Below are 24,963 nucleotides of genomic sequence, written 5' to 3' on the forward strand. Positions count from 1 at the left end.
GACTCAGCCCTGGCTCGGTTTGCCGGTGACGAGACCGACCTGGGACAGTTCGAGCCGGCGCAGCAGATCCAGCACTTCGATGACCTTCTGGTACTGCACCGTGGCGTCGCCGCGCACGATCACCGGGAAGTCCGGGTTCTGCGCCTTCTCGATGCGCAGGCGTCCTTCCAGCTCCGGCAAGGTCACCGGGTAGGCGTCGAGGAACACCTGCCCGCCATCGTTGACCGAAATCGCCTTGGTCTTGGCCTCGGACAGCGACACGGCGGCGCTGGCCTTGGGCAGGTTGATCTGGATTCCGGAGACCTGCGCAGTAGCGGTGAGGATGAACATCACCAGCACCACCATCAGCACGTCCACCAGTGGCGTGATGTTGATGCTGTCCACCGCTGCATCTTCGTCATCGTCGTGGGAGGCATTTACGGACGCCATGTCAGTGCTCCTCAGGCCGGTACGGAGTGGTTGGCGTGATGACCGCGCTGATGCGCCGCTTCACTGGACTGGCCTTCGCCGTGCATCTCCGCCAGACGGGTGATGAACTCGTCGACGAACACGCGCATGTCGGCGCTGACTTCCTTGTTGCGGGTAATCAGGCGGTTGTAGCCAAACAGCGCCGGGATCGCGACGAACAGGCCCATGGCGGTAGCCAGCAAGGCTGCGGCCATACCCGGCGCGATGGCGTTGATGTTGACGTCGCCGGCCATGGCGGTGCCGAGGAACACCACCATGATCCCCATCACCGTACCGAGCAGACCGATGTAGGGGCCGCCGGCGATGGCGTTAGACAAGGTCGAGAGTTTCGAACTCAGTTGCTGGTTTTCCCGGGTGCGCACGCCATCCATGGAGCAGCGGATGGCTTCGATGGTCGCCGCCGAAACCGACGAGGTATCGGCGCCTTGTTCGCGGCGAGTGCGGATCTCTTTCACCGCCACCTGATACAGACGCCACAGCGGCGAATGCCGCAAACGCTGGGCGAGTTGGGTGTCGTCGGCGAACATCTCCAGGCGAGTGCCGACCTTGGCGAATTGCACGCGGAAGTCTTCGTTGGCAGCGGTGACACGGCTGAGGGTGCGGTTCTTGCGCAGCATGATGATCCACGACTGGAACATCATCAGCACCAGCACCGCGATGATCACCCAGGCATCGACCGGCACGGCGTTGAGCAGGAAACCGAGGCTGCCGAAACCGTAGCCGGACTGTTCTTCATCGACGCCGTAAGCCACCAGTTTCGACTCGGCGCCTTGGGAAGTGGCATCGGCCAGCAGCAGCGGCGCCGGACGGGCGACTTTCGACAGGCGCAGTTCATCGATGGCGCCCACGAACGGTTGGAAAGGACCTTCGTGCAGATCCGCACCGATGGCCATGACCGAATTGAACGCCGGCATTGCCTGAGCCAGTGCAGCGCTTTCGCGACCATTGATGTACAGCGTCACTTTCGCGCCTTCAGCGGTCAGCGCGACGTGTTGCCATTGGCCCGGATTCAGCGGTTGCGTGGCGACGGCGCGCTGGCCGTCGATCTCCACGAACGGTACACCCTGATTCACACCGACCAGCAAGCTGTTGGTGCCTTCGCGGCGGGCCAGGATCAGTTGCTCGCCGTTGGCCTGATCCAGACGCAGCCAGGCACTGAAGGTGAACGCGCTGCCAGCGTTGTGCTGCAATGACGGACTGGCCGGCAGCAACAATGGCTGGCCGCTGAACTGCAAGGCCCGCCCCACTACGCCGTCGATTGCCGCGCCAGTGGCGCTCTGCGCGGTGTTGCCGTAGGCAGTGGTGTCTTTCGCCGGGGTGCCGGTGGCGCCTTCGAAGTGATAGAGCGCGGTGTAATTCGGATCGAATGTGAGCTGACCGTTGCCGGTGGCCGGCGCCTTCTGGTTGCCGTAGTACATCCAGATGTCCTGACGCTGACCGCCCTCGACATTCGGCACATCGACCCAGATCAGCGCCATGCCCATCAGCGCATCGAAGCTTTCGATCTGGTGGTTGAGCACGGTCTTGTCATCGGCCGCGACGAAGCGCAGATCCGAGCCGTCCTCTTTCACGCCGTCAAAGGTGAAGTTGCCGGTGTGCAGGCGCACCAGCAGCGCGGTGCGGCCCAGAGCCTGATTGATCCCGGCGCCTTGCGGCGTGGTGTCGACGGCGATCTGTTTGCGGTAATGCCAGTCGTCCTGCCACCAGGCCTGAGCCGTGGCCGGGAGCACGAAGCCCAGGCAGATCAACAACGAAAGGAAAAGGCGCTGCATGGAAGTGCTCCTTGTTAGAAAGTGGCCTGAAGGTTGAAGTGCAGGCGCGATTCCTGTTTCGAGGTGTTCGGCCCTTCGAGTAGCGGGTAGCCCCAGTCGACGCTGCCGGACAGCCATTTGCTCAGGCTGGCGCGGGTGCCGAGGCCGACACTGGCCAGGGCATAACTGGCGTCCTGGTCCGGCAGTTCGTCGCGCAGGTAGAGTTGCGCGCCTTCGGCGAAGGCATAAAAGCGCCAGTCCTGCATCCAGGTGCCGGCGTACTTGGCCAGCGACGGCGTGCGGACTTCCTGACTGAGCAGCACGCCGTCATCACCGGTGCGTTCGGCCGCCAGATAACCGCGCACCGAGGTCGCGCCGCCTGCGGAGAATTGTTCGTTGGAAACCAGTGGCCCCGACGCCAGTTGGAACGCGGCTTTGCTTGCGCTTTGCCAGTCGCTGTCGAAAGTCCAGGTGAAATTGGTATCGCCCTTGAGCACGGCGAAGCTCGGGTTGGCGCGGTAGCGTTTGTAGTCGAAGTCTTCGTCGGAACTGCCGTAGCCGAAGATGCTGCGGGTGGCCGCGACCAGGCTCAGGCCGAGGCCGAGCTGGCTCTTTTCGGTGTAGCGATAGCCGTTGTAGGCAAACGTGAACGGCGCGTATTTCAGCGGCACCTTGTCGCTTTCACCGGACAGGGTCAGGCGTTCGTCGAAGTCCTTGAAGTCAATGCCGGCCGACAGTGAGTTCGACCAACTGCCGCTGGACGGGATCGTGTAGATCGCCGACACGCCGTAGGAATGCCCCTTGCCGAGCACGTTGCTGCCGCCGATGGTGGCGACGTTGCTGTCGGACTGGTAACCGGAGAACTGCACGCTCCAGCGCTCGGTCAGCGGCGCGGTGTAGGAACCGGACCAGACCTTGGCGTTGTCGGTGTCCTGCGGCGCGGTGAAGAACGTCAGGTTGACGCTGTGGCCGAGCTGCCAGAGGTTGTTGTAACCGAGGCTGGTGACGGCACGGAGTTTTTCGGTGTCGGCGCTGTAGTCGTTGTTCAGACCCACGCTGGCGGTCCACGGGTTCTGGTCTTCGACCTGCAGATCCACGTCCATGGTGCCGGGGCGCTGGCCTTCGCGCACCAGCGGCATCACCTGCCGGCCCGGGGTCTTGTTGAGTTGCGCCAGTTCGCCCTGGACCTTGGCGAAGTCCGGCACTTCGCCTTCTTTCAGCGCCGGGACGTTGTCGCGGATGTCCAGCGGCGAATAGTGTTTGGCGCCGACCACCCGCACCCGGCCGACCTTGGTTTCGCTGACTTGCAGGTAGACGATGCCGTCGGCCACCGCTTGCTCCGGCAGTTCGACGAACACGGATTGGTAGCCGCGTTCCTGATAGGCCTTCTGCAAGGCATCCCGCGCGCCTTCAATGTCGCTCAAGGCTTTTTGCGGGCCGAGGAACGGGTACACCGCTTCTTCGATCGCCCGCGCATCGAGCACCGTGTTGCCACGCACGAAGTATTCGTTGACGTCCACCAGACGCTGCGCCGCTGTGTTTTCGGCCTCATCGGCGAACGCCGGCTGCGCGCCGGCCGTCACCAGCAGCCAGCCCCACAGCGCCAGCCGTGACGTGAAAATCTGATCCACACTACCCCCTGAAATTCGCGATGACCTGTTGGCGCTCATGCGCCTTGCGTGTGCGTCAGTTACTGGCGTTCTTGATTGCTGAAGTGCGGGGCCCGGTGTGTTTGCCCAGCCAGGTGTGCAGCAGCGCGAAGTTCAAGGAGAACTCGGGCATTTGCAGCAGCGCGCCGCAGAACACTTCACCGATGATTTTCTGGATGAGTTGCACCGCACGCGGCTCGTTGAGCAGCGTGGCGATGTCGCGACTGAGGACGTTGAAGCTCCAGACTTTCTGATTCAGGCCAAGGCCCACGAACCAGCGAAACAGCAGGTTATAATTGAGCTGTTCGTAGAGCTGCTGCTCGCTGGGCACCGAATACAGCAGTTGCAGGAGCAGGATGTGCATGACCGTTTGCGCCGGGATCAGCATGCCGGGCTGGGCGTTGAGGTCGTGAAGGAGATCGCTGTGAGCGTCGAACAGGTCGTCGATCTGCGGGCGCAGCAGCACCAGCGAATGCCCTGGCGGAATGTAGCTGGAGACCTCTTTCAAGGCGCCCTGCCAGTCATCCTGCGACACGATCCAGACCCACGGCGCGCCGTAGCGATACACCGAAACCGGCTTCTTGCGCGCGGCTTCGACGATCTTCGACAGGCGTTGATCGAGTTCCTGCATGCCCACTTTCGAGTAGCGTTCCATAGTCCCCATTGCCTCACTCCCGGCGTCCCGCCTCGGCTTGTGAAAAGCGCCCTGTTGGGCCCCTCAAGCGCGTTACATAGGCATGACCGGACTGGCGATGTGCTACCGAACTTTTGTCATAAAAGCTTCATTACAGAACTGGAGTGAGATCGATCGGGCACCACAAAAAACTGTGGGAGCTGGCTTGCCAGCGATTGCGGTCTGTCAGCAAATAAATGGGTTGCTGACCCGACGCTATCGCTGGCAAGTCGAATCGTCGCACCGCAGCTCCCACAAGGTTTTGTGTAGTTTTTAAGAAGTCAGCAGATCAGGTATAGACCGGCCAGGTATCGACAATCTTGCCGCCACGTACCGCCAGCAAGTCACCGAATTGCAGCAACACCGCTTCGGTCTGGGTCGGTCGCAGGAACACTTGATCCTCCACCGTCAGCCCCACGGCATTCGAACCATTGACCATCTCCTGATTTGAACTGCGCCCGTAAACACCATTGCTCTGCAATCCGGGCGGTGATTCGAACTCAGCCATCCAGTTGCCGCCGTAGATAAAAAAGGTCTGGCGCTGGTTGGCATCCCACCACGAAAACAGTTTCGACTTGTCGTCCAGCGCCGGAATGTTCACCGCCCCGGTGCTTTTCAACACCGGGGTGGCGATGTACGCGGCAGGCTCGTGTTCGACCAGCGACGGCAGATCGTAATGAGTCGGCTTGAGCATCGCCGTGCCCACCGACACTTCACTGCTCAGGGTTTCGTTCTCATGAATGCGATAACTCGGGCTGCCGGCGGTGTTCAGGCACAAGCCGTCATGCCACAGCGCCGGATATTGCTGCCGGGTGAAGTCGACGCAGCGCTGATAAGTCACCATCACCTTGGCGAACAATTCCTCGGGTGAACCGAGAATCCCCGGCACGCCCATGCCCACGAACGGGTCGTAGCCCATGAACCCGGCGAACGCCAGGTGCTGCGGGTTGGCGGAGATCAACGCGAGCATCTGACCCAGCACGTTCACGTCACTGACGCCGCCACGGTGCAGGCCGACGTCGAGCTCGATGTTGATCCGCATTCGGGTGCCCAATCCCTGGGCCAGCGCGAGGTATTGCTGCAAGCGTTCGGGGTTGTCGATCAGCCATTGCAGTTGCTTCGTTGGGTCGAACGGACCTTTGTGGGTCTGGTAGAAAATCTCCGCCGAGCGTACCGGCAGGGGCTTGCCGAGCAGAATGTCGGACTGCGGGTAAACCTGTGCATCGTGATTGAGAAACGGCTGATGAAACGACATCAGTCGCTGCGTCCCTGCCCTTTGAGCGATGTAGCTGAGCAGTCCCGGCGATGGCAAGGACTTCTCCACCAGCCGCAGGTGTTTGCCGCTGCGCTTGACCGAGCGCATCACCACGTCGATGTTGTGATCCAGACGATCCAGATCGATCAGCAACACCGGGCGCATCGGGCCTTTGGTCTTGAGTTCATTGTTCAGCGCCCGGAAATATTCGCTGTACGGCCCGCCGCGATCCCCGGGACGCAGCCATGCCCCCACGCCCACCAGCAAGGCACCGACCCCCAACGTACCGAGCACGAAATTACGTCGATTGACCGCCATCAGTTCACCCCCAGAATCGACGACAGATGCCCGTTGAGAAACTTGCCGCTCGGGTCCAGCGCCTGGCGTACCTGAATGAATTCCTGCCAGCGTGGGTACAACGTCTGCAACGTACGGGCGTTGAGCGTGTGCAATTTGCCCCAGTGCGGGCGGCCGTTGTACTTCCAGAAGATCGGCTCGACGGCGGCGAAGAAATTGTGATGGTCCATCTGGTAATGCTGGTGGACCGAGATCGAACAGCTGTCGCGACCCTCGAACATGCTCAGCGGAATGTCGTCGGCCTTGACGTAGCGGTACTCGATGGGAAACCAGGTGCGCAGGTCCTTGTCGCGGATCAGTTTGAGAATCTCGCGCAGGCACGCCGGGCCGTGTTCAGCGGGTACCGAGTATTCCATCTCGTTGAAGCGCACGGTGCGCACGTTGGCGTAGATGTCGAACGAGTCGCCGACCCGATCATCGAAACTCGCCAGATGCCGCAGGCTGTTGAGCAGCGAACTGCGCAGGCTCGGGAAGTCGCTGCCGTACTTGTCGATCTTCTCGATCAGGGTCACGAACTCGTTACCGCCCTCCTCTTCAGGCGGGATCGGCGGCGTGGGCGGGTCGGTGGTTTCGTTGAGGGCGATCGACAAGGCGTAGTCGGAATGGGTGACCACGAGCATTTCCCAGTGCTGGTTTTCGCGGGTGTTCTTGTCCAGGTCTTCGAGCAGTTCTTCGGTCTTGGCGATCCACTGGGTTTCCCGCAGGCGATAGGCCGGGCGGTTTTGCAGGCGGATCTTGGTAGCAACGCCCAACGCGCCGAGGGACACACGGGCGGCGTTGAACACTTCGGGATGACGCTGGCTGTCGCAGTCCAGCACTTCGCCGCTGGCGGTCACCAGTTGCATCCCGCAGACGTGGGCCGAGTAGGACTGGAAGGTTTTGCCGGTGCCGTGAGTCGAGGTGGAAATCGCCCCGGCGAGGGTCTGGTAATCGATATCGGCCATGTTTTGCAGGGCCTGGCCGACGTCCTTGAGCGGCGTGCCCATACGCGACATCGGCGTGCCGGCGGCGAACTCGGCTTGCAGGGTTTTCGGGTCGTGATCGAGCAGACCGCTGAAGTAGCTCAGCGACAACAACGTGCCGTCGGTAGGCACCAAAGCACTGAAGGAATGCGCCGAGCCGACCGGGCGAATTTTGCCCGGTGCCTGCTGGATCACTGTCGTCAGTTCATCCAGATTCTTCGGCGCCACCCGCGCTGCCGGCAGGCAACTTTGCCCGCCCGACCAGTTGCGCCAGGGAATCAGCCGCGGTGCCCGCATCAACTGGCCCAGCGCCGGATTGGAAGCCAGCGCGCTGAACGCCCCGACGATGCTTGCCCGTTGCAACAACTGTCGGCGTGTCAGATCTATCGGCATGCCAGGATCCTTATTGTGGGAGCGGCTGATCGGCCATGAAACCGATCAACTGAAGAAATTGTTCTTCCGAGCACTCGACGCACTGGCCCATCGGCGGCATGCCGTTGTAGCCGTTGATGGCGTGGTCGAGCAGCGTGTCGGCGCCCTGCTGGATGCGCGGCTCCCAGGCCTTGCGGTCACCGGTCAACGGCGCATTCGCGGCGGGGTTGGCGTGGCAGAGCTGGCAGCTATTGGCGTAGATCTGCGCCAGCGCCGGGTCTTTGGGCATGGCGTTGTTGGTGCTGGCCGGGGGTTTGGGGTCTTCGCCGCAGCCGGCCAGCGCAGCGGCCAGCATCAGCAACAACGTGATTCGGGATGCCCGCATAACGATCCTCGCGTTGGGTGCCACTTATTGTTGTAAGCACACCTTAAGGCAGCGACGGCGGCGGGTTGAGGGCATTGCGGGCCAGTGAAGGGGGCAAACGGGGACAGTCGGGATACAACTCGGGATCGAACAAAAGGAGGGAATCTTGCTGAGCCCTCTGCTCTGCGCCTTTGAGTGACATTCGCGTGACATTTGCGGGTTTAAATTGCAGCGCGTTCAGGCGTATAACCTGTACAGACTTTTTCAATTGGCAAGCAGGGTAGCGACATGACCACAGCAAACATCCTTGGCAACCTGTTCCCTTCTGTCAGCGACATCCCGGAAAAATACCGCCTCGACGGTCAGGTCGAGCAACGCGAATACCTGGTCGATGGCCAGTTGCGCCGCTGGGACGGCCCGCTCGCCACAGTACGCAGCCCGGTCTATCTGCATGGCGAAAGCGGTGATGAACAAGTGATCCTCGGCAGTACGCCGCTGCTGGACGCCGAGACCGCCCTCACCGCCCTCGACGCCGCCGTCCGCGCCTACGACCGGGGTCAGGGCCTGTGGCCGACCATGCGCGTGGCCGAGCGCATCCAGCACGTCGAAGCCTTCCTCGGGCGCATGCGCCAGCAGCGCGACGCCGTGGTGAAACTGCTGATGTGGGAAATCGGCAAAAACCTCAAAGACTCGGAAAAAGAGTTCGACCGCACCTGCGACTACATCGTCGACACCATCAATGCGCTAAAAGAACTCGACCGTCGCTCCAGCCGTTTCGAGCTGGAACAGGACACCCTCGGCCAGATCCGTCGCGTACCGCTCGGTGTGGCGCTGTGCATGGGCCCTTACAACTATCCGCTGAACGAGACGTTCACCACGCTGATTCCGGCGCTGATCATGGGCAACACCGTGGTGTTCAAACCGGCCAAGCTCGGCGTGCTGCTGATCCGTCCGCTGCTCGAAGCCTTCCGCGACAGTTTCCCGACCGGCGTGATCAACGTGATCTACGGCAGCGGCCGCGAGACCGTCAGTGCGCTGATGGCCAGCGGCAAGATCGACATCTTCGCCTTCATCGGCACCAACAAGGCCGCCAGCGACCTGAAGAAACTGCACCCGAAACCGCACCGTTTGCGCGCCGCATTGGGGCTGGATGCGAAGAACCCCGGCATCGTCCTGCCGGAAGTCGATCTGGATAACGCGGTGAATGAAGCGGTTACCGGTTCGCTGTCGTTCAACGGCCAGCGCTGCACCGCGTTGAAAATCCTGTTTGTGCATGAAGATGTGGTGGATAGTTTCATCGAGAAATTCAACGCCAAACTGGCCACCCTCAAACCGGGCATGCCATGGGACAGCGGGGTTTCGCTGACACCGCTGCCAGAGTCGGGCAAGGTCGACTATCTGCACGGGTTGGTTGCCGATGCGCAAAGCAAAGGCGCCCAAGTGGTCAATCCGAATGGCGGCGAGTCGCGAGAGTCGTTCTTCTATCCGGCGGTGCTGTACCCGGTGACGCCGCAGATGCGCGTCTATCAGGAAGAGCAATTCGGCCCGGTGGTGCCGATCGTGCCGTACCGTCATCTCGACACCGTGATCGATTACGTATTGGAGTCGGATTTCGGACAGCAACTGAGCATCTTCGGCACTAACCCGGTGGCGGTCGGCCGCTTGGTCGACACCTTCGCCAACCAGGTCGGGCGGATCAACCTCAATGCCCAGTGCCAGCGCGGCCCGGACACTTATCCGTTCAACGGGCGCAAGAACTCCGCCGAAGGCACGCTGTCGGTACACGATGCGCTGCGGGTGTTTTCGATCCGTACGCTGGTGGCGACCAAGTTCCAGGAACCCAACAAGGATCTGATCAGCGAAATCATTCGCGGGCGAGATTCGAACTTCATCGCCACCGATTACATCTTCTAAGGAGGAATCACCGCTGAGCACTTTCAGCCCCCACCGCTGGCCGCCGCTGTTGCGGCGGATCCTGCGGCCGCTGCTGGACCCGTACCGTCGCTACCGCCACGCGCGGTTGATTCACGCGGTGCGGGTGGCGCTGGGATTGTTGGCGACGATCCTGCTGACCACCGGCATCAATCTGCCCCACGGCGAGTGGGCGTCGGTGACCATGCTGGTGGTCATCGGCGGCTTGCAACACCACGGCAACATCGGCAAGAAAGCCGCCGAACGCGCCACTGGCACTTTGATCGGTGCCGGCGTCGGTCTGTTGTTGGTGGCGCAACAGGCGTGGCTGGGAATGCCATGGCTGACCTATTTCGCAATGGCGGTGGTGTGCGGATTTTTCTCGTATCACGCCATCGGCAAGGGCGGTTACACCGCCCTGCTCTCGGCCATCACTGTTTTTATCGTCGCCGGGCATGGCGACAATCCAATCACCGACGGGCTGTGGCGCGGGGTCGATATTCTGATCGGTATCGCCCTGGCCCTGGCTTTTTCCTTCGCCCTGCCGCTGTATGCGGTGTATTCGTGGCGCTACAACCTGGCCGATGCGTTGCGCGATTGCGCCACGGTGTACGGGCGGATCATCAGCGGTGAAGCGGTTTCGGCCGATGAACACTTGAAACTGATGGGCCGGCTGAACACGGTGATGGTGCAACTGCGTTCGCTGATGCCGTCGGTGTCCAAGGAAGTGAAGGTCTCGATGACCGAACTGGATGCGATCCAGCGCAATTTGCGCATGTGCATCAGCACCCTGGAAATCCTCGGCAATACCCGGCCGGACACCAGCGATCCCGAAGCCATGGCGCACCTGCAATCGGCGTTGAAAGCCGAACACCGACAGATTCGCGTGCAACTGATCGGCATGGCCCGGGCCTTGAAAACCGGTGCGACCCAGCGCCTCGGGCGCCCCGTGGAATTGCCGGACGCCAGCCTCGATGCCCCGGTCTACAGCCCGTTGGACGGTTACCGTCTGCTGACCCGGCAACTGGCGTCCAACATCGGCGAAATGCGTCAGCGCCTGGCGAAAACCGCGCCGCGCTGGAACATCTGAGACTACTGCGCCGCCAACCGCCTTGACTTGAAACCCCAGCCCTGTTGCATCCCGGCGGCGGCCAGCAGGATCGCCGCCACGCCCACCCATTGCAGGGTTTGCAGTTGATGGCCGAAGGCAAACCAGTCGACGAAAATAGCCGCAATCGGGTAAATGAACGACAGTGCGCCGGTCAGTGCAGTCGGCAGTTTCTGGATCGCGCCGTAAAGCAGCACGTACATCAGACCGGTGTGGAGAATGCCCAGCGTCACCAGACTGGCCCAGGCACTGGGCGCTTGCGGCAGCGCGCTGAAGTGGGCGAACGGTGTCAGCATCAACACCCCGGTGCAGACCTGGATCAAGGCGATCAGGTGTGGCGGCGTACCGGTCAGGCGTTTGATGATCAACGCGGCGATGGCATACAGAAACGCTGCACCCAACGCCAGCGCGATCCCTGTGAGGTAATCATTGCCGCCCTCGCCCTGCCCGCCGTGGGCACTGACGATAGCCAACATTCCCGTAAAAGAAATCGCCAGCCAGAACAGCTTTTGCACGGTGATTTTCTCGCCGAGAAACAGCGCCGCCAATCCCACCAGCATGAACGGCTGCACGTTGTACACCGCCGTGCCGATGGCAATCGAGGCTCGGGAATACGAGGCGAACAGCAGCACCCAGTTGCCGACAATCGCCATGCCGCTGAGCACTGCCAGCAGGAACGTGGTGCGCGTCAAAATGCCTGGGCGCAAAAAGCCGAACGCGGCGCAGATCAGCAGCAAGGTGCCAGCGCCGAATACGCAGCGCCAGAACACCACGTCGAGCACCGGTTGGCCTGACACCAGCACGAACCAGCCGATCGTCCCGGATATCAGCATGGCGGCGGTCATTTCGAATGAACCGCGACGGATTGTTTTGTCCATCATCAATCTCCTTAATGTGTGGCAAAAGTATGCCAAGCGATCCCCGGGCTACTCCAGAGCAAAAAGCAGGCTAAAATCGATTTCTGCCTTTTTTATCAAGGGTGGTTTGTGTTATTCGCCTAATGCGGGAGTTTTTGTATGACCGACGATATCGACCAGATCCTGATCGGGGCCTTGATGGAGGATTCGCGGCGTTCGCTCAAGGCGCTGGCGCAGATCAGCGGCTTGTCTTCACCGAGCGTGGCCGAGCGCTTGCGGCGACTTGAGGAGCGCGGTGTGCTCAAAGGCTACACCGTGGAGATCGATCCGAAGTGTTTCGGCTACCAGTTGCAGGCGATTGTCCGGGTGCGGCCGTTGCCGGGGCAGCTGCAGGAGGTTGAGCGGCAAATAATGTCGATTCCCGAATTCACAGAATGTGACAAGGTCACTGGCGAGGACTGTTTTATCGCTCGCCTGCATGTGCGTTCGATGGAGCAACTGGATACTCTGCTCGACCGGTTGAATACGCTGGCAGAAACCAATACTGCGATCGTCAAGAAGACCCCGGTGAAACGGCGATTGCCGCCGATGGCATGAGCGGCGTAAATTGAGTTTTTCCGGCGAAGGATTGGCGGTATGAGAACTCAGGCAATGATGCTGGCAGCGATGATGCTGGCAGGGTGCGGGACGGTGCAGACCGTGGCGTTCAGTGACAAGTTTTCTACCGACCAGTTGAAGGCTAAAAAATCTTACTGCGGCGCTGTACCACGCATTTACAGCGGCGTGACGTACGACTTCTGCATGCTGCATGCCGAAAAGCCCGATGACGTCGATGCGTTCAACTACAAGAACGCTACACCGGGCCTGCTGGTCGATGCGGCCGTGTCGGGAGTGCTCGATACGTTGCTGTTGCCCTACACGATCTACAAGCAACAGGCCGATGGCAGCATCGAGATCAATTGAACGTCTGCCCCCTTTCCGAAGGCAACAAAAAACCCGCTTTCGCGGGTTTTTCGTTAATGCCGATTCAACCAATCAGTCGTCGCGGCTCATGATGCCGAAGATCTGCAACAAACTGATGAACAGGTTGTAGATCGATACATACAGGCTGATGGTCGCCATGATGTAGTTGCGCTCGCCGCCGTGGATGATGGCGCTAGTCTGGAACAGAATGCAGACCGACGAGAACAGTACGAAACCTGCGCTGATCGCCAGTTGCAGGCCGCTGATCTGGAAGAACATGCCCGCCAGGGTGGCACCCAGCAACACGAAGAAACCGGCGGTGATGAAACCACCGAGGAAGCTCATGTCCTTGCGGGTGATCAGCACGTAGGCCGACAGACCACCGAAAACCAGTGCAGTCATCGCGAACGCGGAGCTGACCACTTCAGCGCCGCCCTGCATGCCCAGGTAACGGTTCAGGATCGGGCCGAGCAGGAAACCCATGAAACCGGTCAGGGCAAACGCGGACACCAGGCCCCAAGCCGAATCACGGAGTTTGTTGGTGAGGAAGAACAGCCCGTAGAAGCCGATCAGCACCACGAAAATATTTGGGTAGCCGACCCGCATCTGCTGGGCCACGAAAGCCATCACGCCGCTGAATGCGAGGGTCAGCGCCAGTAGGCCATAAGTGTTGCGCAGGACGCGGCTAACCTCTAGCTGCTCAGCCTGCACGCTGTTGTGAACTGCGTAATCCTGTTCGCGCATGGCGACACTCCTGTTGGTTTGAAACGTTCAGTCGCAAAGATCATAACAGACGCTCTGTAACAAGCCATGCACAGAGTTTGACAGTGTGTTTCATTCAGGTATTATGGCGCCCGCAACGCAACGGAGGTGTGGCCGAGTGGTTTAAGGCAACGGTCTTGAAAACCGTCGACTGTAACAGGTCCATGAGTTCGAATCCCATCGCCTCCGCCATATTTGATACGACAAAGCCCTGATTATTCAGGGCTTTGTCGTTTCTGGTGTTCTGAAAATATTTCGCTTCTCATCACGGCGTTCTGCCGACTGAACACCACCCAGTTTCCTGCAACACCAGACACCCCTTTATTATCTGCCCAGCCTAACCAACAGATAAACATCTGCCGAATCAAGCGGCATACGGAACAACACGGATGACCTCTTTCAGAAATCTTGGATTCTGGGGCAAAGTCTGGGCCTGTGCCTGGATAGCGTTCCTGCTGCTTATTTCCGGCGATTCAGGCACTAACTGGATGGATATAAGCTCATCCGACCGCAAGCGTGTCTTCAGCCCTGGCTTTCTCGTGTTGTGCGTTTTTGTAGCGGTGGTTGAGCTGATACTACTCAACCACTTCTATGGTGCGCGAATGGAGTGAAGGCGAGGCAGATCGCGTGGTGCCGGCTTCCTTGCCCTGCAGAGTTATAAGGCTTGTGTTCTTCCTGTTTTCACAGCAGCGTGAAAAACTGCGTGTTCTTCGCCACTCATTTTTTGTCTGTTTTGATGGAACTACCGATGGACATCATGGATACCCAGCAAGAAAACACCCTCGAAAAGTCACTCAGACTGGCGGCGGATGAGCCAGACCACCGACCTGATTTTTTCAAGACGCTGCTGAATTCGGATATCTACGTCCTCGGCACTGCCGGCACTGGCGAAGGGCAAGTCAACCTTGAGGCAGGCAGCAACATCAGCATTGCGCACTGGCAAAAGCCCGACGGCTCAGCTGTCATCCCGTTTTTCACTTCGTTGCAAACGCTACAAAAATCCATAAACAGCGAAGAGTCCTACATAGCGATCCCGGCCAGATCCCTGTTTGAAATCACGCTGGGCACTCCTCTTTTCCTCAATCCAAAGTCTCCCTACGGGAAAGAGTTTTTCCCGGAGGAAGTGCGCTACCTGCTCTCCGATGAGATCGGCCAAAGACCGGTTCAGCGCACGATCGAAAAGGACACTCAGGTGCTGCTCGGACAGCCGGCGCAATACCCCTCGAAGATGGTCAATTCGCTCACTCAATTACTCGCCAGACATCGCAATGTGAAGCGCGCGTTTCTGGCATTGATGCATGACGCATCGTCTGACCAAAAGCCTCATCTGATCATCGGGATCGAAGCTGACGGCGATTTTGAACGGGTCATGCGCGAAGCGGGCAGCGTTGCCGGGGACACTGCTCCGGATGGCGAACCCGTTGACCTGTACCGCGTTCATGACGGAGATTCAGGCCTTAGCGATTACTTCCTCAAACAAACCGCCCCCTTCTATAAGCGGAAGTCGGCAGGCTGGCTGCGTTCATGGTTTGGTTTTAGAAAAGCGTGACAACGCACAGCAGACTGGGGACGGATTCAGACCAGAATGAGAAAATAAATCGGTCCCCAATAGATAGTCCCCAATAGATAAAAAGTCGCTTAACGTCGATCAGGCAGTTTTCGTGTACGTCGTGGTAAAACTGTCGCTTCAAAGACCAATTGCCAAGGAAGCATTCATTGCACGACTCAAAATATCTGGAAAACCTCCGCTCCCGCTTCAACTCAGGAGAGGAGCTTGAATTCATGTTTTTCTGGGGACACCAGCGAAGCAAGCACGGCGTCACAGCGTCGTGCTTCAGCCAGTGGTTCGAAGCCGAGTTCGTTGTCGACGGGCAACGCTACGCAACGGCCGAACATTTCATGATGGCCGAGAAAGCAGCCTTGTTCGGCGATCAGGACATTCGCGCTCAAGTGCTCCAGGCACCTACACCCAACGCAGCCAAAGCGCTTGGCCGTAAGGTGAGCGGATTCAACGAACACGATTGGCTGCAACATCGATATGAGATTGTCGTCCGGGCCAACCGAGCCAAGTTCTCGCAAAACCCGCAATTGAATGAATTTCTCAGGGAAACCGGCTCCAGCATCATCGTCGAGGCAAGCCCGGTTGACAGCATCTGGGGCATCGGGCTCGCTCAGGATCACGAAAACGCGAGCAACCCCAACCTGTGGCAAGGCTTGAATCTGCTGGGGTTCGCGCTGATGCAGATTCGCGACGAAAAATGATTCGCCCAGGTCGCGGCGATAGACACCGCGACCGGCGCACAGAAACGAAATCGGAAAACTACGCGGCCGCCCTCTCATGCTCGCTTTCGTGGACATAGATCCACGAGATGCCCGAGGGTGAGTTTTCATCAAGACGCATGAGCGCCGAGTCGACTTTCTTCTTGGTGATCCCGTCCTTGACCAGATCGAATACGGTCAGGAACAAGTCACCGGGAAGTGGCGTGATCGACAGATTGGTGATGTGCGATTCGGGGCTTCCAGCACGCTTCCCGTGCAGACCCCAAAGTCGTTCCCAGTAGTCGGCCCGTTCCATGATCTGACCATCCGTGAGCACCACGCGAAAATCGCTTGCCAGCGCGTCGTACAAGGGTTTTATGGCGCCTTCCGATTGGGAAGACATACCGCGTGACCATGGAAAAAAGAGGTTGTACCAACGGTACACCTCGGCCTCGACGAGCGCAGTTTTAGCGGATGTTTCGAGTACTTCGCTGATTGCCATCTGTGTTCTCCTTAACAAGCAAAAAGGCGCGTGTGGTCCGCAGAGCCTCTAACCTGTTGGATAGTATTGAGAACCGGCCAGCGGACAAAGACGACCGAGCGATCGTTGTCCTCCTATCCGGGGCCAGCGACGAAACTGGCATACTCCCCCTGAATTTGATCATTTCGGAGACCCCTATGCTTCGCGTGTTTGAACGCAGGCTCGACCCCTTCCCCCCCGACGAGGCGCCGCCGCCACCGGTTGGCCTGATGCGATTCCTGTGGGCCTGCACCCGCGGCGCCCGTGGCTACGTCCTTGCGCTTGCGTTGCTGAGTGCCAGCGTGTCGATCTATGAAGCTTGGTTGTTTTCGTTTCTCGGACAAGTGGTGGACTTGCTCTCGACCTGGCAGGCCGGTGGCGAAGTGAGCGGGCAGGAAAGTCGAGTGCTGTGGGGCATCGCCATCGTGCTGCTCACCAGCATCGGCCTGGTGGCGTTGCGCACGATGGTGCAGCACCAGATTCTGGCGATCAATCTGCCGCTGCGGCTACGCTGGGACTTCCATCGTCTGATGCTGCGGCAAAGTCTTTCGTTTTTCTCCGATGAGTTCTCCGGCCGGGTCACGACCAAAGTGATGCAGACCGCGCTGGCCGTGCGCGAAGTGCTGTTCACCCTCATCGAAATCGCTCCCGGCATCGGCGTTTACTTTATTGCGATCATCGCGTTGGCCGGTGGCTTTGCCCTGAAACTCATGCTGCCCTTTCTTGCCTGGGTCGCGCTGTTCGGGTTGGCAATGCTGTACTTCGTGCCGCGCCTGGGGCAAGTCGGACAGGAACAGGCCCATGCGCGCTCCTCGATGACGGGGCGTATTTCCGACGCCTACACCAATATCACCACCGTCAAACTGTTCTCGCACTCCAACCGTGAAGCGCACTTCGCGCGCGCGGCCATGGAAGATTTCAAGCAGACCGGTTTTCGTCAGATGCGCCTGGTCAGCCAGTTCGAAATCGTCAATCAGGCGCTGGTGGTCGGATTGATCCTTGGCGCAGGCGGCTATGCCCTCTGGCTCTGGCATCAGGGCCAGGTCGGTGCGGGCGCTGTGGCGGCGATCACCGCGATGGCGCTGCGGATCAATGGCATGTCGCACTGGATCATGTGGCAAATGACGTCGCTGTTCGAAAACATCGGCACCGTGCAGGACGGCATGGCGACCCTGACCCGAGGTCCGAAGGTGCAGGATGCGCCGGACGCCGGCGTGCTGGTGCCGTCCGGCGGTGCCGTGACCTTTGACAACGTGCACTTCAACTACAACGGTGAACGTCAGGTGCTCGACGGGCTGAGCCTGCAGATCCGCGCGGGCGAAAAAATCGGCCTGGTGGGCCGCTCCGGAGCCGGCAAATCCACGCTGATCAATCTGCTGTTGCGGTTCTATGACGTCGACAGCGGCGAGATTCGCATCGACGGGCAAAACATCGCGCAGGTAACCCAAGACAGTCTGCGCAGCGCCATCGGCATGGTCACCCAGGATACGTCGCTGCTGCACCGCTCGATTCGCGACAACATCGCGTACGGCCGCCCGGACGCCAGCGATGCGCAAGTGCGCAGCGCCGCAGTCAATGCTCAGGCCGATGGTTTCATCAGCCAACTGAGTGATCGGCAAGGTCACACGGGCTATGACACGCTGGTGGGCGAGCGCGGCATCAAGCTTTCGGGTGGCCAGCGCCAACGTGTCGCCATCGCCCGGGTGATGCTCAAGAACGCGCCGATCCTGCTGCTCGACGAGGCCACCAGTGCTCTGGATTCCGAGGTAGAAGTCGCCATCCAGGAAAGTCTCGATGAAATGATGCAAGGCAAGACCGTCATCGCCATCGCCCATCGGTTGTCGACGATCGCGGCCATGGATCGGCTGATTGTCATGGATGAGGGCCGCATCATCGAACAAGGCACCCACGCCGAACTGCTGGAAAGAAACGGCACCTACGCACGACTCTGGCAGCATCAGAGCGGTGGTTTTCTGGGTGAGGATCAAAGGCTGGATGAGGCGATGGACCGGGCGTGAGCCATCCCGCTGCACTTCCCCGCAGAACACTGACACTTTGAGGTATTGAATGGTATTTGCAAACACCTGGCGAGCGCTTGCCGCCCTGACAGTCTGCCTGTCCGGCGCCCAATACGCCGAGGCCGACGCGCCGCTGCTGTACACCCTGAGCGCTGCCAAGGCGTTGCCCGGTGACGGCCACAGTTGGGGCTTTGCCGCGTTGCAACCGCAAGGCTCACAACTGTTCGTGGCCCGTCGGGAAAATGGTTTGTCAGTCTTCGATGTCGACCAGCAAAAAATGCTGAAGACACTCGACAACTCCACCGGCGCCAACGCCGTCGCCTTCGTGCCTGAGCGCAATCGGGCGTATGTCGCCAACATGGATGGAACGCTGGGGATCGTGGCGCTGGATCGCCTGCAAGTCCTGCAACGGCTGAAGCTCGACTCAGGCAACCTCAACAACCTGCTTTACGACGCCAGCCGTGATCGGTTGATCGTCACCAGTGGCCGGCGCGGCGATCACTCGACGTTGTATCTGATCGATGCGAAAACCGATCGACTGACCGATGCTGTGGATGTGCCGGCGCAAAAACTCGACGGCCCGGTGATCCTTGAAAACGGCACCTTCATTGTCCCCATGCGCGACGAAGATAAAATCGCAGTGCTTTCAGGGGCGAAGCTCGAAGCTCGGCAGTTCTGGACATTCAAAGGCTGCAGCAAGCCCAGCGCACTGGCCGTGGACGAACCGCGTCAACGGCTGTTCGTGGCTTGCCGAGGCGACGATCCCACTCTGATCATCGCGGACCTGACCACGGGCAAAGCCTTGGGCACCCTGCCCATCGGCCGCGCCGTGAATGCACTGGCTTACGATCCCGTGAAAGACCAATTGCTGGTACCCAGCGGCGCCGACGCCAGCCTGGCGATTGTCCAGCGCAACGACCAAGGGCAGTACCAATTGCGCGGCACCGTCGGGACCCGGCCATGGGCGCACAACATGGTGCTGGACGCCAAACGCGGACAGGCCTACCTGTTCACCGCCGACTTCACCCAGCCGGCACCGAGCCGGGAACAACCCAAGCCCGACCCGGAGTTTCATCCCGGCACCTTCACGGTTCTGACCTTCAAGTCGCAGTAAAACTCAGGATGCCTCAATGATCCCGGCGGCCTCAGCCTGCACCTTGCGCCGCCGACGCTCGAACCACAGGTACACCACCGGCGTGGTGTAGAGCGTCAGGATCTGCGAAACCGCCAGACCACCGACAATCGCGATGCCCAACGGCTGACGCAACTCCGAGCCGGCGCCGTGCCCGAACGCCAGTGGCACGGCCCCGAGCAAGGCGGCCAGCGAGGTCATCAGGATCGGCCGCAAGCGCAACAGGCACCCTTCCCTCACCGCTTCACGCGGCGACAACCCACGTTGCTGCGCCTGCAAGGTGAAGTCGACAATCATGATCGCGTTCTTTTTGACGATGCCGATCAGCAGAATGATCCCGATCATCCCCAGCACCGACAGATCCTGCCCGCACAGCATCAAGGCCAGCAGCGCGCCGAAACCGGCGGACGGCAAGGTCGAGATGATCGTCAGCGGGTGGATCGCGTTTTCATACAACACCCCGAGCACGATGTAGACCGTCAGGATCGCTGCCAGAATCAGCCACGGTTGCGACTTCAGCGAATCCTGAAACGCCTGGGCAGTGCCCTGGAAACTACCCACCACCGTGTCGGGCATCGCGACCGCCAGCGACGCCTGATTGATCGCGCTGACCGCTTCGCTCAAGGCGTGCCCCGGCGCGAGGTCGAACGACAGGGTAATGGCCGGAAACACGCCCTGATGGTTGATGATGATCGGCACCTGCTCGGTCTTGATGCTGGCCAGCAGGTTCAGCGGCACCAAGGCTCCTGAGCTGGCGCGAACGAACAGATGCTCAAGCGTCGCGGTAGACGTCTGCCAGCTTGGGTCCAGCTCCAGAATCACATGGTTCTGATCCAGTTGAGTGAACATCGTCGCGATCTGCCGCTGACCGAATGCGTCATACAGCACGTCATCAATCGCCTGAACGGTCACGCCCAGACGCGCAGCGGTCGGACGGTCGATCACCAAGGTCGACTGGGCGATCGCCTGTTGCTGGTCAGAGGTGACGTGTTGCAGTTGCGGCAAGGTCTTTAGTTTGGCCAGCAGCACCCCGCTCCAGTGATCCAGCTCGACACTGTCCGGGTCCTGCAAGGTGTACTGATACTGCGTCTTGCTGGCCCGGCCACCGATCTGGATATCCTGGTTGGCCTGCATGAACACCTTGACCCCGGACAACTCGTCCAGCGCCGGTTGCAGGCGCCGGATGACCTCGGCCGCACTCGCCGTGCGCTCACTGAACGGCTTGAGGTTGATCATCACCTTGCCCTGGCTGACCGTCGGGTTCGGGCCGATCCAGAAATACACCCGCGCCACCGCCGGATCCTGCCCGATGATCTCCGCCGCACGGTTGACCTGTGCACGCATGGCGATCGGCGAAATGTCCGCCGCCGCTTCCGCGACACCCTGAATCAGACCGTTGTCCTGCTGCGGGAAGAACCCCTTGGGAATGCTGACATACAGCACCGCCGTGGCTGCCAGCGTGGCAATCGCCACCGCCATGGTCAGGCGTTGATGATCCAGCACCCAATCCAGACTGCGTCGATAGCCGTTGTGCAGTTGGTCGAACACCTGCTCGCAGGCCCGGGCAAAGCGCCCCTCCTCCTGATCGGCATGAGGTTTGAGCAGCCACGCGCACAGCATCGGCGTAATGGTCAGGGAGACGATGCCGGACATGATGATCGCCACGCTGACGGTCACCGCGAATTCACGCATCAAGCGCCCGACGATGCCGGACATCAACAGGATCGGCAGGAACACCGCGATCAGCGACACCGTCATCGAGATGATGGTGAAGCCGACTTCGCGCAAGCCATCGACCGCCGATTGCAGACGCGACTTGCCCATTTCCAGATGCCGGACGATGTTTTCCATCACTACGATGGCGTCGTCCACCACGAACCCGACGGCAATCGCCAAGCCCATGATCGACAGGTTGTCGAGGCTGTAGCCGAGCAGATACATGACGCCGAACGTCGCCACCAGCGATAGCGGAATCGTCAGACTGGGAATCAGCGTGGCGGTGGCCTTGCGAAGGAACACGAAGATCACCACGACCACCAGCGCAATCGACAACAGCAAGGTGAACTGCATGTCATTGACCGACGCTTCGATAGTCTGGGTGCGGTCGCCCACCACTTGCACCTGCACGTCGCGGGGCAAGGACGCGGTCAGCTCGGGCAACTTGGCCTTGATCGTGGCGATGGTCGACAACAGGTTGAAACCCGGTTGCTTGTGGATGTCGACGATGACCGTGGGTTCGCCGCCCAATTGCGCGGCTTGCTGGGTGTCCTCGGCCCCGGCGATGACCCGGCCCAGATCGCCGAGTTTGATCGGCATGCCGTTTTTATAGGCCACGACCTGATCGCGATAGTGCTGCGGATCGAGCAACTGGTCAGTCGCGCCAAGGGTGATCGAGCGACTCTGGCCATCGAGCGTGCCCTTGGGCTGATCGAGCGTGCTGACGCCGATCACGCTGCGCACATCTTCCAGCGTCAGGCCCCGTGCGGCCAGCGCATCAGGATCGATCTGCACGCGAACCGCCGGTTTCTGCTCGCCATGGAAATCCACCAGGCCGACGCCGGGCATTTGCGACAGGCGCTGGGCGATGTAGTTGTCGGCGTAGCGATCCAGCTCCGGCAGCGTGCGGGTCGGCGACGTCACCGCCAGCGACAGCACGGTGCCTTCGGCCGGGTTGACCTTGTTGAAGGTCGGCGCACTGGACATGGTCTTGGGCAGGTTCGGGGTGGCGGTGTTGATCGCCGTTTGCACGTCCTGTGCAGCGCCGTCGATGTCCCGCGACAGATCGAATTGCAACACGACCTGGGTCTTGCCGGCTGCGCTGGACGAGGTCATCGAAGTGACCTGCGGTACGGCGGCGAAGGCCCGCTCCAGCGGCGTTGCCACCGACGAGGCCATGGTTTCTGCGCTCGCCCCCGAGAGTTTCGCGGTGACCTGAATGGTCGGGAAATCCACCGTCGGCAGCGGCGCTACCGGCAGCTGGAAGTATGCGAAAGCCCCCAGCAGCATGACGCCCAGCGCCAGAAGACTCAGCCCCACACGCCGTTGAATCAGCCCGGCCAGCGCATTCATTGGGCGGCCTCCGCCAAGTCGGCGGTGGTGTCAGTCTTTACCGGCATCACCTTCAACCCCGGTACCACCCGCGACTGGCCCTGCACCACAACGGTTTCACCTGCATTCAGGCCTTGGCGAATCCACTGCTTGCCGTCCACCACATTGGCGGCGTCCACCAGACGCGGTTGTACCCGCTGATCGGCATCGACCACGTAGACGAAACTGCCCTGACGCCCCAATTGCACGGCATCGGCCGGGACAACGGCCACATCACGATGGGTCTGCACCAGCAACCGCGCACTGACCAATTCGCCCGGCCAGAGTTTGGCGTCGGCGTTGTCGAACTGCGCCTTGAGCTGGATCTGCCCGCTGGCCGCCGTCACCTGGCTGTCGATGAAACTCAGATGCCCCTGGGCGATTTCCTGTTGGCCGTCGCGGGTCATCGCGACCACTTGCAGGGCGCCTTTGGTGTTCTCTTCGAGGATCTCCGCCAGTTCGTCCTGGGACACGGCGAACGCGACGGAGATCGGATTCATCTGGGTGATCGTCACCAGCCCCGTCGCCTCGGCACCGTGAGCAATCGCGCCGACATCCAGCAGACGCTGGCCCGTGCGGCCGGTCAGCGGCGCCTTGACCTGGGTGAACTCCAATTGCAGACGCGCCGCGTCCAGCGCCGCTTGATCGGCTTGCACCGTAGCCTGTTGCGCTGCCAGTTGGGCGCGGTAAGTGTCGACGTCCTGAGTCGGGCCGGCCTTGGCCGCCGCGAGTTTGCTGGCCCGGTCGAGGTTGACTCTGAGGTTTGCCAGTTGCGCCTGATCCTTGGCCAGCAACGCCTGAGCCTGGGCGACCTGAGCCTGATAAACCCGCGGATCGATCACCGCCAACAGGCTGCCGGCGGTAACGCTCTGCCCTTCGTTGAACAAGACTTTCTGCAACTCGCCGTCCACCCTCACCCGCACATTCACGCTGTTGAGCGCCTGCACGTTGCCGATGGCACTGATCCACACCGGCAGATCCTGACGGCTGACCTGCGTCATCTGCACCGGGATCGCGCCGGCATCACTTTTTAACGGAGCGGCCTGAGCGTGTTTTATCCATTGAAAACCGCCGACGGCCAGCGCCAGCGAAAGTGCCGCGACGCCCAGGAAAACGGCGCGACGACGTGGGTGCAGGACAGTCATGGGTGAGTCACCTGAGCAGAAGAATTGAGAGCGAGGGCATCAGCGGAAAAGTCCCCGCCCAGGGCCCGGAACAGGCCGACCGCCGCTTGAAGGTGTTGCAGACGCACCTGCAGCAGCGTGTCTTCGGCCTGATATTGCGTGCGTTCGACGATCAGCAGCGTCTGGAAGTCGGTGGAGCCGAGGCGGTAGCGAACCTGCGCCAGACGCGCCGCTTCCCGCGCCGAATCCACCGCCGAAGCGTTCAACGCGTAGCTCTTGTCGAGTTCACGGGCGGCGCTGATCTGGGTTTCGACGTCTTGCAGGGCTTCGACGATCGACTCGCGGTAATTCGCGGCCAGTTCCTGCACGTGGGCCTGATCGAAATGCAGCTGGCCCTTGAGCTGGCCACCGGCAAACACCGGCTGGCCAAGCGTGCCGATGACGCTCCAGATCTGCCCGCCGGCGAGGGTGTCGATCCCGCCGAGCAGGTCCAGCGACAGATTCGGCAGGAACGCGGCGCGGGCGACACCAACGTCGAAGTTGGCGGATTTCAGCCGCGCTTCGGCGGCCTGGATGTCTGGCCGCTGACGCAGCAGGCCGATCGGCAGACCAGTCGCCGGTTGCGGCACTCGCAAGGCAGCGAGGCCGTCGCCCTGCAAATGGAAGCCTTCGGGCGGTGCGCCGACCAGCACCGCCAGTTGATACAGCGCCTGATCGCGCTGCTGACGCAACGGCGGCATCGCGGCTTCGAAGGTCTGCATGGCATTGCGCTGCTGGGCGACTTCAAGGTTGGAAACCGCGCCCTGACTGGCCTGGATCTCTACCAGATCAAGCACCTGACGGGCATCGTCAGCAATGGACTGTGCCAGACGCAGACGCTCTTCCAGCGACAGCACCTGAAAGTAGCTGTCGGCGATGCTCGCGCTCAGGCTCATGCGCAGGGTCTGTGCATCGAATGCCGTTGCATTGGCCAACGCATCGGCCGAATCGGCGGCGGCGCGCTGCTTGCCCCAGAAATCCACTTCATAGGTGGCTTCGGCAAACACGCTGCGTTTTTGCGTGGTGCCGTAATTGTTCTGGCGCTGATAGTTGCCGCCCAGATTCAGCGCCGGATATTGCCCGGCACCGGTGACCTGCGCCGACGCCCGCGCCTCGTCGATACGGCTGATTGCAGCTTTGAGGGTGAAGTTAGAGGCCAGCCCGCGCTCGATCAACTGATCCAGCTCGGCGCTGTGAAACTCACGCCACCATTGCCCACCCGCCGCCGATTGACTGCCAGACGCCTCGTTCCACTGCTGGGCCAAGGGCAGCTCGGGTTGCCGATACTCGGGCACCATCGAACAGCCGCCGAGCGTCAGAACGCCCAACAGG

General features: G+C 60.7%; 21 protein-coding genes and 1 tRNA gene. 9 read left to right on the plus strand and 13 right to left on the minus strand.

Annotation, left to right across the window (positions count from 1 at the left end):
• Positions 1-3: 3 nt before the first annotated feature.
• From JJN09_RS06800 to JJN09_RS06830, 7 genes are all read right to left on the minus strand, one after another.
• The gene (locus JJN09_RS06800) at positions 4-429 is read right to left on the minus strand and encodes a biopolymer transporter ExbD (protein WP_249486397.1); all 426 of its coding nucleotides are present in this window, start codon (positions 427-429) and stop codon (positions 4-6) included.
• Positions 430-440: 11 nt separating this feature from the next.
• The gene (locus JJN09_RS06805) at positions 441-2,240 is read right to left on the minus strand and encodes a DUF2341 domain-containing protein (protein WP_249486398.1); all 1,800 of its coding nucleotides are present in this window, start codon (positions 2,238-2,240) and stop codon (positions 441-443) included.
• A gap of 14 nt (positions 2,241-2,254) precedes the next feature.
• A complete protein-coding gene (locus JJN09_RS06810) occupies positions 2,255-3,850 on the minus strand; it encodes a ShlB/FhaC/HecB family hemolysin secretion/activation protein (RefSeq protein WP_249486399.1) in 1,596 nt (531 codons plus the stop codon).
• Between the two features lie 55 nt (positions 3,851-3,905).
• Positions 3,906-4,532, minus strand: coding sequence for a transposase (locus tag JJN09_RS06815; protein ID WP_249486400.1), 627 nt, complete (start codon positions 4,530-4,532; stop codon positions 3,906-3,908).
• A gap of 298 nt (positions 4,533-4,830) precedes the next feature.
• Positions 4,831-6,039 (minus strand): DSD1 family PLP-dependent enzyme, encoded by a 1,209-nt coding sequence (locus JJN09_RS06820; RefSeq protein ID WP_249490762.1) that lies wholly within the window; start codon positions 6,037-6,039, stop codon positions 4,831-4,833.
• A gap of 74 nt (positions 6,040-6,113) precedes the next feature.
• On the minus strand, positions 6,114-7,442 hold the full coding sequence (locus tag JJN09_RS06825; RefSeq protein WP_249490763.1) for a D-arabinono-1,4-lactone oxidase: 1,329 nt from the start codon (positions 7,440-7,442) through the stop codon (positions 6,114-6,116).
• Positions 7,443-7,518: 76 nt separating this feature from the next.
• Positions 7,519-7,872, minus strand: coding sequence for a cytochrome c5 family protein (locus JJN09_RS06830; protein WP_249486401.1), 354 nt, complete (start codon positions 7,870-7,872; stop codon positions 7,519-7,521).
• 267 nt (positions 7,873-8,139) lie between these two features.
• Between JJN09_RS06830 and JJN09_RS06835 the strand changes: the two genes are divergently transcribed.
• Both JJN09_RS06835 and JJN09_RS06840 read left to right on the plus strand, forming a co-directional pair.
• A complete protein-coding gene (locus JJN09_RS06835; RefSeq protein WP_249486402.1) occupies positions 8,140-9,765 on the plus strand; it encodes an NADP-dependent glyceraldehyde-3-phosphate dehydrogenase in 1,626 nt (541 codons plus the stop codon).
• A gap of 46 nt (positions 9,766-9,811) precedes the next feature.
• Positions 9,812-10,852, plus strand: coding sequence for an FUSC family protein (locus JJN09_RS06840; protein ID WP_249490764.1), 1,041 nt, complete (start codon positions 9,812-9,814; stop codon positions 10,850-10,852).
• 2 nt (positions 10,853-10,854) lie between these two features.
• Here JJN09_RS06840 and JJN09_RS06845 read toward each other — a convergent pair whose 3' ends face one another.
• On the minus strand, positions 10,855-11,748 hold the full coding sequence (locus JJN09_RS06845) for a DMT family transporter (protein ID WP_249486403.1): 894 nt from the start codon (positions 11,746-11,748) through the stop codon (positions 10,855-10,857).
• A gap of 138 nt (positions 11,749-11,886) precedes the next feature.
• On the opposite strand from JJN09_RS06845, the gene JJN09_RS06850 reads away from it, so the two are divergent.
• Together JJN09_RS06850 and JJN09_RS06855 are read left to right on the plus strand one after the other, a co-directional pair.
• Positions 11,887-12,324 carry an Lrp/AsnC family transcriptional regulator gene (locus tag JJN09_RS06850; RefSeq protein WP_007955121.1) on the plus strand — a complete coding sequence of 146 codons (438 nt, stop codon included), beginning with the start codon at positions 11,887-11,889 and terminating at the stop codon, positions 12,322-12,324.
• Between the two features lie 39 nt (positions 12,325-12,363).
• Complete coding sequence (locus JJN09_RS06855) at positions 12,364-12,690, plus strand: YceK/YidQ family lipoprotein (protein WP_249486404.1); 327 nt, start codon at positions 12,364-12,366, stop codon at positions 12,688-12,690.
• 72 nt (positions 12,691-12,762) lie between these two features.
• Here JJN09_RS06855 and JJN09_RS06860 read toward each other — a convergent pair whose 3' ends face one another.
• Positions 12,763-13,434: a Bax inhibitor-1/YccA family protein gene (locus JJN09_RS06860; RefSeq protein ID WP_003224442.1), complete on the minus strand. Its 672-nt coding sequence runs from the start codon at positions 13,432-13,434 to the stop codon at positions 12,763-12,765.
• A gap of 122 nt (positions 13,435-13,556) precedes the next feature.
• Between JJN09_RS06860 and JJN09_RS06865 the strand changes: the two genes are divergently transcribed.
• The 3 genes from JJN09_RS06865 to JJN09_RS06880 all read left to right on the plus strand — a co-directional run bounded on the left by JJN09_RS06865 (position 13,557) and on the right by JJN09_RS06880 (position 15,714).
• Positions 13,557-13,644, plus strand: a tRNA-Ser gene (locus JJN09_RS06865).
• A 556-nt stretch (positions 13,645-14,200) separates the two neighbouring features.
• Positions 14,201-15,001 carry an enhanced serine sensitivity protein SseB gene (sseB, locus tag JJN09_RS06875; RefSeq protein WP_249486406.1) on the plus strand — a complete coding sequence of 267 codons (801 nt, stop codon included), beginning with the start codon at positions 14,201-14,203 and terminating at the stop codon, positions 14,999-15,001.
• 167 nt (positions 15,002-15,168) lie between these two features.
• The gene (locus JJN09_RS06880; RefSeq protein ID WP_249486407.1) at positions 15,169-15,714 is read left to right on the plus strand and encodes an NADAR family protein; all 546 of its coding nucleotides are present in this window, start codon (positions 15,169-15,171) and stop codon (positions 15,712-15,714) included.
• 58 nt (positions 15,715-15,772) lie between these two features.
• Here the strand turns inward: JJN09_RS06880 and JJN09_RS06885 are convergent, their stop codons facing one another.
• Positions 15,773-16,213, minus strand: a complete 441-nt coding sequence (locus tag JJN09_RS06885) for a hypothetical protein (RefSeq protein ID WP_249486408.1) — start codon at positions 16,211-16,213, stop codon at positions 15,773-15,775.
• Positions 16,214-16,389: 176 nt separating this feature from the next.
• Between JJN09_RS06885 and JJN09_RS06890 the strand changes: the two genes are divergently transcribed.
• Both JJN09_RS06890 and JJN09_RS06895 read left to right on the plus strand, forming a co-directional pair.
• On the plus strand, positions 16,390-18,249 hold the full coding sequence (locus tag JJN09_RS06890; RefSeq protein ID WP_249486409.1) for an ABC transporter ATP-binding protein: 1,860 nt from the start codon (positions 16,390-16,392) through the stop codon (positions 18,247-18,249).
• A 49-nt stretch (positions 18,250-18,298) separates the two neighbouring features.
• Entirely contained in the window at positions 18,299-19,363 is a 1,065-nt protein-coding gene (locus JJN09_RS06895; RefSeq protein ID WP_249486410.1) for a YncE family protein, read from the plus strand.
• A 3-nt stretch (positions 19,364-19,366) separates the two neighbouring features.
• Here JJN09_RS06895 and JJN09_RS06900 read toward each other — a convergent pair whose 3' ends face one another.
• Genes JJN09_RS06900 through JJN09_RS06910 form a run of 3 tightly spaced genes read right to left on the minus strand, consistent with a single transcriptional unit; the run spans position 19,367 to position 24,959 of the window.
• Positions 19,367-22,450, minus strand: coding sequence for an efflux RND transporter permease subunit (locus JJN09_RS06900; protein ID WP_249486411.1), 3,084 nt, complete (start codon positions 22,448-22,450; stop codon positions 19,367-19,369).
• Positions 22,447-23,613, minus strand: coding sequence for an efflux RND transporter periplasmic adaptor subunit (locus tag JJN09_RS06905; protein WP_249486412.1), 1,167 nt, complete (start codon positions 23,611-23,613; stop codon positions 22,447-22,449). The genes JJN09_RS06900 and JJN09_RS06905 overlap by 4 nt, the downstream gene beginning before the upstream one ends.
• A complete protein-coding gene (locus JJN09_RS06910; RefSeq protein ID WP_249486413.1) occupies positions 23,610-24,959 on the minus strand; it encodes an efflux transporter outer membrane subunit in 1,350 nt (449 codons plus the stop codon). Before JJN09_RS06910 ends, JJN09_RS06905 begins: the two co-directional genes overlap by 4 nt.
• Positions 24,960-24,963 lie beyond the last annotated feature (4 nt).

The sequence above is a fragment of the Pseudomonas sp. HS6 genome (assembly GCF_023375815.1).
GTDB lineage: Bacteria > Pseudomonadota > Gammaproteobacteria > Pseudomonadales > Pseudomonadaceae > Aquipseudomonas.